Annotated in this window: 5 protein-coding genes; 1 reads left to right on the top strand and 4 read right to left on the bottom strand. The window is 55.0% G+C overall.

The genetic code is table 11. The annotated features are described in order from the left end of the window. Positions 1-788 (bottom strand): hypothetical protein (locus GTN70_10600; GenBank protein ID NIO17416.1); only part of this gene is annotated, 788 nt, incomplete at its 3' end. A gap of 444 nt (positions 789-1,232) precedes the next feature. Here GTN70_10600 and GTN70_10605 point away from each other — a divergent pair. Beyond that, positions 1,233-1,601, top strand: coding sequence for a response regulator (locus GTN70_10605; protein NIO17417.1), 369 nt, complete (start codon positions 1,233-1,235; stop codon positions 1,599-1,601). Positions 1,602-1,607: 6 nt separating this feature from the next. Here GTN70_10605 and GTN70_10610 read toward each other — a convergent pair whose 3' ends face one another. From GTN70_10610 to phnD, 3 genes are read right to left on the bottom strand one after another with little or no spacing between them, the layout of a single operon-like run. Beyond that, positions 1,608-2,996, bottom strand: coding sequence for a response regulator (locus tag GTN70_10610; protein NIO17418.1), 1,389 nt, complete (start codon positions 2,994-2,996; stop codon positions 1,608-1,610). Next, positions 2,993-4,450 carry a HAMP domain-containing protein gene (locus GTN70_10615; GenBank protein NIO17419.1) on the bottom strand — a complete coding sequence of 486 codons (1,458 nt, stop codon included), beginning with the start codon at positions 4,448-4,450 and terminating at the stop codon, positions 2,993-2,995. The genes GTN70_10610 and GTN70_10615 overlap by 4 nt, the downstream gene beginning before the upstream one ends. Then, positions 4,450-5,412, bottom strand: coding sequence for a phosphate/phosphite/phosphonate ABC transporter substrate-binding protein (gene phnD / locus GTN70_10620; GenBank protein ID NIO17420.1), 963 nt, complete (start codon positions 5,410-5,412; stop codon positions 4,450-4,452). The genes GTN70_10615 and phnD overlap by 1 nt, the downstream gene beginning before the upstream one ends. Positions 5,413-5,496: the final 84 nt, after the last annotated feature.

The following is a 5,496-nucleotide window of genomic DNA, read 5'->3' on the forward strand; positions in this document are numbered from 1 at the left end:
TCCTTCTCACCGTCCCGGGTGTGGCACTCGCTGCAGGCCACGGCCTTGCTGGAGCCCATGTCGGCAGCCAGAAAGTCGGCGGTGGTGCGGGCTGAGGCAACTCTCGTGATGTCGGCAGCACTTTGGGACTGCACGTGGTTCGACCCGGGGCCGTGGCACGACTCGCACTGGATACCCTCCTGGTCCCAGGTGCCGTCCATGCCGGCGAGGCCGTCCTGACGGTTCGGGTTGTTTGCAGCGTCGAAACGCATCCATCCCGTGGTGTGGCAGTTGCCGCAGTTGTAGGGTTTATCGGTTTCGTTGTTGTGGTAGCCCCCCATCGCTCCGGTTGCGAGGTTGTACTGGACCTCGGTGCCGGTGACGATGTAACCGTCGGCGTCGACGAACCGGGCCTTCCAGTTGTAGCCGCCGATCACGTAGGAGACGTCGGCGTAGCTATCAGGCGTCCCGAGGGTGTTGTCCGTCCCGTTACCGGGATTGGGATCGCCTGATTCGGTGTCGTCGTCGTCGATCAGGGCGAGGGCACCGGTTATCCCCGGTGTGAAGACGGGGTAGGTCGGCTCCGCAGCGCCTTCGATCTTGTTCAGCTTGAAGTTGTGCCCCGACTCGATGGAGGAGCTGTAGATGGTCGGATGGCAGGTCTGGCACTGGTCGCTCCCCACGAAGGTCGCGGCCGGACCTGCAGCAGGTACGACATCGTCGCTGTCGGAGCACCCGGCAAGCACGAGTGAAAATGCAAGGACGAGTACAATTGCCAGATTGGTAAACAGGTATTTCCTGCTTTTCATACCGTAACCTCCTTCNNACCTCCTTCGTTCTTCTGTTTTAACCATGTTTCTTTCACTGCGAAAAGAGCTCTTTCCTTGATATCCTTCGGTTTTCTATCACCCCCCTTTTGGTTTATTTGTCCGAAAACGGGTGCCATAATGGTTCCGTTTTGCACTACTCGGTTATTCGTGATTCTTCGGTAAAGACCATCGAGAGCAATTTGCATGCCACCGATGTGTTACTCGATAAACCCTTATAAACACTGAGTATTTTTTCAAGAAACGTCCTCTTTGCGATAAAATACCGGAAAATTCCTTAGTTGGTATCCTGAAAATTCCCGGGCCAAACGATGGGACGGGAGCGTCTCCCTCCCGCTGTTTCCGCAAAGCCCCGAAATAATGCTACTTTTTCTCGTTAGGGGAAAACTTATGGTGGTGGAATGGTACTTGCCTTGTCCGGAAACTATGAAGAAGATCCTGATCGTCGACGACGACCCGATGATCCATTTTGCACTGACGGAAGTTCTGCGTGACCTGTGTGACGAGGTCAAAAGTGTCGAATCGGGAGCGGAAGCCGTCTCGGAGATGGATCGCTCTCTCTACACCCTCTGCTTTCTAGATATAAACCTTCCCGACTCAAGCGGCATCGATCTGATGAAACAGATGGTCGAGATATCGCCGGATACGAAGATCATCATGATGTCGAGCAGTCGTCTCGATGATGGGCTGAAGCGGGAAATTTACAGCCAGGCACACTATTTTCTCCGGAAACCCTTCGATCTCTTCCTTGTCAAAACGATCGCAAATCAGGTGTTGAAAGTGGATAAGACGTGAGGCTATCTATTCCAACCCGTATTTCTTGATGTGATACCGGATGGATTCGTAGCTGATATTTAAGAGTTCGGCAGCCTGGGTCTTGTTGTGGTTGGTCCGCTCGAGGGCCTGAACCATGAGGTCTTTTTCCAATTCGTCGAGGGACAACCCCCCTTCGGGAAGGATGAACCTTCCCTTTTCCCCGACGGCCGTGGGGGCCGATGTTCCCTGCATCTCCTTCGGGAGGTGTTCGGGCATGATCAGCTCGTCGCTCTCGAGCACGACGATTCTCTCGATGACGTTTCGAAGCTCCCTCACGTTTCCCCGCCATCGACAGGAAACCATGAGTCTTTCAGCCTCGGGAGAGATACCCCTCGGGGTTTTCTTGTTGTATCTCGTTCCGAAATAGGTGAGATAGTGTCTGGCCAGGACCGGGATGTCCTCCACCCTCTCTCTGAGGGGCACGATATGGAGGGGAAAGGTGTTCAACCGGTAATACAGATCGGTGCGGAACGAACCCTTTTCAATGGAATCCAGGAGGTTCTTGTTGGTCGTGGCGATGACCGTCACGTCGATTGGCACCTCCTCCTTTCCCCCGATTTGCCGGATCGCCCGCTCTTCCAGCACGCGCAGGAGTTTGCTCTGGAGATCTGGTTTCATCTCCCCGATTTCGTCGAGAAGGATGGTTCCCCCCCGTGCTGCTTCGAAGATACCTTTTTTATCTGCCTTCGCGTCGGTGAAGGCGCCCTTCGTGTAGCCGAAGAGCTCGCTCTCCAGGAGGGTCTCGGGAAATGCCGCACAGTTGATTCCGATAAAAGGTGCCTGGCGCGGCGTCACCGCTGCGTGCATCATTATGTGGATGTAGCGTGCCACGAGCTCCTTGCCCGTTCCGCTCTCGCCGGTGATGAGTATCGTGTCGACCCCGGCCTTGGCGATCTTCTCGATCCGATCGAGCAACTCGCTGATCGCCTTCGATTCTCCGATTATCTCCTTCTCGAAGAGGTCGGCGCTCACCGTTCTCAGATAGTCTACCTCCTGCCTGAGCCGCCTGTTTTCTATGATATTGCCGATGATGATCTTCACTTCCTCCAGGTTGAAGGGCTTGGTGATATAATCGACGGCTCCGATCTTCATCGCCGTGACGGCGGTTTCGGCAGTTTTATCGGAGGTGAGCATCACGACGGAAGAGGGGATCTCCTGTCTCGCCATCTCTTCCAGTATGTCGATCCCGCTCATCCCGGGAAGAGCAATATCCAGAAGGACCACGTCGGGGGCTGATGACCGTATCTTGTCGACGATCTTCTCGGTGCCCGTTTCCCCAGAGACGTCGTACCCCTGGTTTGCAAGGGCCCAGGTCAGCGTCGAGACGATGAGGTCGTCGTCGTCCAGGATGAACACTTTTCCCCGGTCACTCATATCCCCGGTGCCTCCCTTTCCCCGTCTGCGGGAAGGGTTACCCGGAAGGTGGCTCCTCCTTCCCGGCTGCTGGAAACGGCGATCGCGCCGCCGTTTTGTTCGATGAGCTGCTTGGAGATGGCGAGCCCCAAGCCGGTGCCCTTCGCCTTGGTGGTGAAAAATGGCTGAAATATCTGGGCGAGGAGATCGTCTTCTATCCCCCTGCCGGTGTCGGATATCTCGATTTCTACCGTTTTTGCGGGGGCGTCGTGAGCAGCCGAGATCGTCAACGTGCCGCCATCAGGCATCGCTTCGAAGGAGTTGTTGAGCAGATTTAAAAATACCTGTTGCAGCTGCATGGGATCCGCAGTTATCTTCGGGAGGTCTTCGTTGACCCTGTTCACGATCTCTATCTCCCTCGCATCTTTGGATGTTCGAGGTTGGCGTTTCCGTGAGAAATTGACGGCGCTGGCCAGTATTTTGCTCACTTCCACGGGCATGAATTGGGGTTTTGGGGGCCTGGCAAAATCGAGGAGGTTTTCCAGAAGCGATTCGATTCGGCCGAGCTCAGAGCCTATTCTCGACAGCAGCTCCCGTTCCTTCTCGGGGAGCGTTACCTTATCGGGAAGCACTTCCAGCGATACCTTTATCCCTGCGAGGGGACTCTGTATATCGTGTGCAAGCTTCGCCGCGTACTCTCCAAAAACCACCATTTGTTCGGTCCGCTGCATCTTCTCCATCTGTTCTTTCAGGGAGCTTACCATGTTGTTGAACGATGCCGCCACCTCTCCGAACTCATCCTGCAGCGCACCGATCCGATAGTCGAGGTCGCCTCCCTCCAGTCTCCTCGTCGCGTTCAGCATCTCATCGATCGGTTTCGTAATTCCCCGTATGAAGAAGAGCGACAATCCTGCGGCAATGAACGGGGCGACCCCGATCAGGGAAAAGAGGATGAATTTCGTGTCGTTGATCTTCCCGAGCACCGTTTTCGTCTTCTTCTCGAGGTTCACGTCCGCCATGATCAGCATATCGCTCAGCTGCTCGCTGAGCTGGTCTCCTACCTTATAAGCGTTATCCGTCTCCGATTCGATTCGCGCGGCATTTGCGCTTATGGTGAAGATCCTGCTCAGCGCACGTTTGTACATCTCTATCTGGTTGTTCAGCTCGGTGAGCCGCGCCGTTACGACGCCTGAGTGGTGGCAATTGAAACATTCATCCGCTGCCTTCTTCATCGTCCTCACGTGGAAGACGATCGTGTCGAAGTCCCGCGCGTAGGGCGTGTCCTGGCGGCTGAGATCGGCCTGTACCCTCTTGATGTTTATCATAAGGTTCTCCCGCACGATCTCCGCCTGATGGAGCATGACGAGGTTGCTGAGGGTGGACGTCGCCCGCTCGATGGAGAAAACAAGATACACGGCTCCCAAGAGAAATATCAGGCAGAAGGCCCCAAGACCGATGATAATCTTCTTCTTCACTATTCGTTCCGGTAATCGTAGGTGTTGAGGTTTAGACCTATCTCCCGGGTGTAGCGATAGATGGGCTCGTAGTTGCTGTCTCTCGTCTCGATGAACCTCTTCGCTCCGAACCGTTTCAACACGTTTCTGCCCTCCGGCTCGTCTTGCATCGTGAGCAGGGAATTTTTCAGTTTGTCTTTGACCGATGCATCGAGGTCTTTCCGCACGGCGAGGGCGTTCTCCGGAACCTCAGGGGATTTCGCGAGGATGATCAGCTCGTCTATCAACCGGTTATCGAGCGTTGCGATCCTCTCGAAAACGGTGCTTTTTGCTGCCCCAATGTCCGCTTTTCTGTTCAGGACGTCGTAGATCGCGTCCTCGTGGGTCCCCGCGAAGTAGACCTCTTTCAGGTAGGTTCTGTAATCGGGTACGTCGTTCGCGATGAAGAAATGGAGAGGGAGAAGATATCCTGCCGTCGTTGCCTTGTCCACGAGGGCGAATCGCTTGCCGCGCATGTCCGCGGTGGTCGTGATACCGCTGTCTTTCCGAACGAAGATTATACCGTGATAGGAGATGGCGCCCGAGAAGGTCTCCGGTCTGGCGAGTGCTTCAACACCCAGTTTTCTGTGTGCCAGCGCGTAGGTGAAACTTCCAAAAAAGGCCCCATCGAGCCCTTTTGAAACGAAATTGTCGATGATGTTGCCATACTGGGAGAGCACTTTCAGCTCTATTTCCCTGCCGATCTTCTCCGAGAGGTAGCGTGCGAGGGGCTCGTACCTCTCCAGCTGGGTGAAGATGTTGTGCTCGGGGATGAGCCCGATGGTGAGGGAGCCTTCCATGTTCTTTGCTTCCGGTGGCCTGGGCGGACTGACGGGCGCTCTGGCCTCCTTCTTCTCGCAGCCCGCAAAGAGAATCAGCAGCAAAAAGATGGCGGCGTGTGCGGCAAGTTTCGCCCCCCCTGGTTTGACCCGTTTTTCTACCATGGGTAAAACTCCGGCCATCTGTATATTGTATACAGCCCTTTTCACTACTAATAATAGGATTTATGGGTATTGTCAACCGAATCG

Source organism: Deltaproteobacteria bacterium, assembly GCA_011773515.1.
GTDB lineage: Bacteria > Desulfobacterota > Deferrimicrobia > J040 > J040 > WVXK01.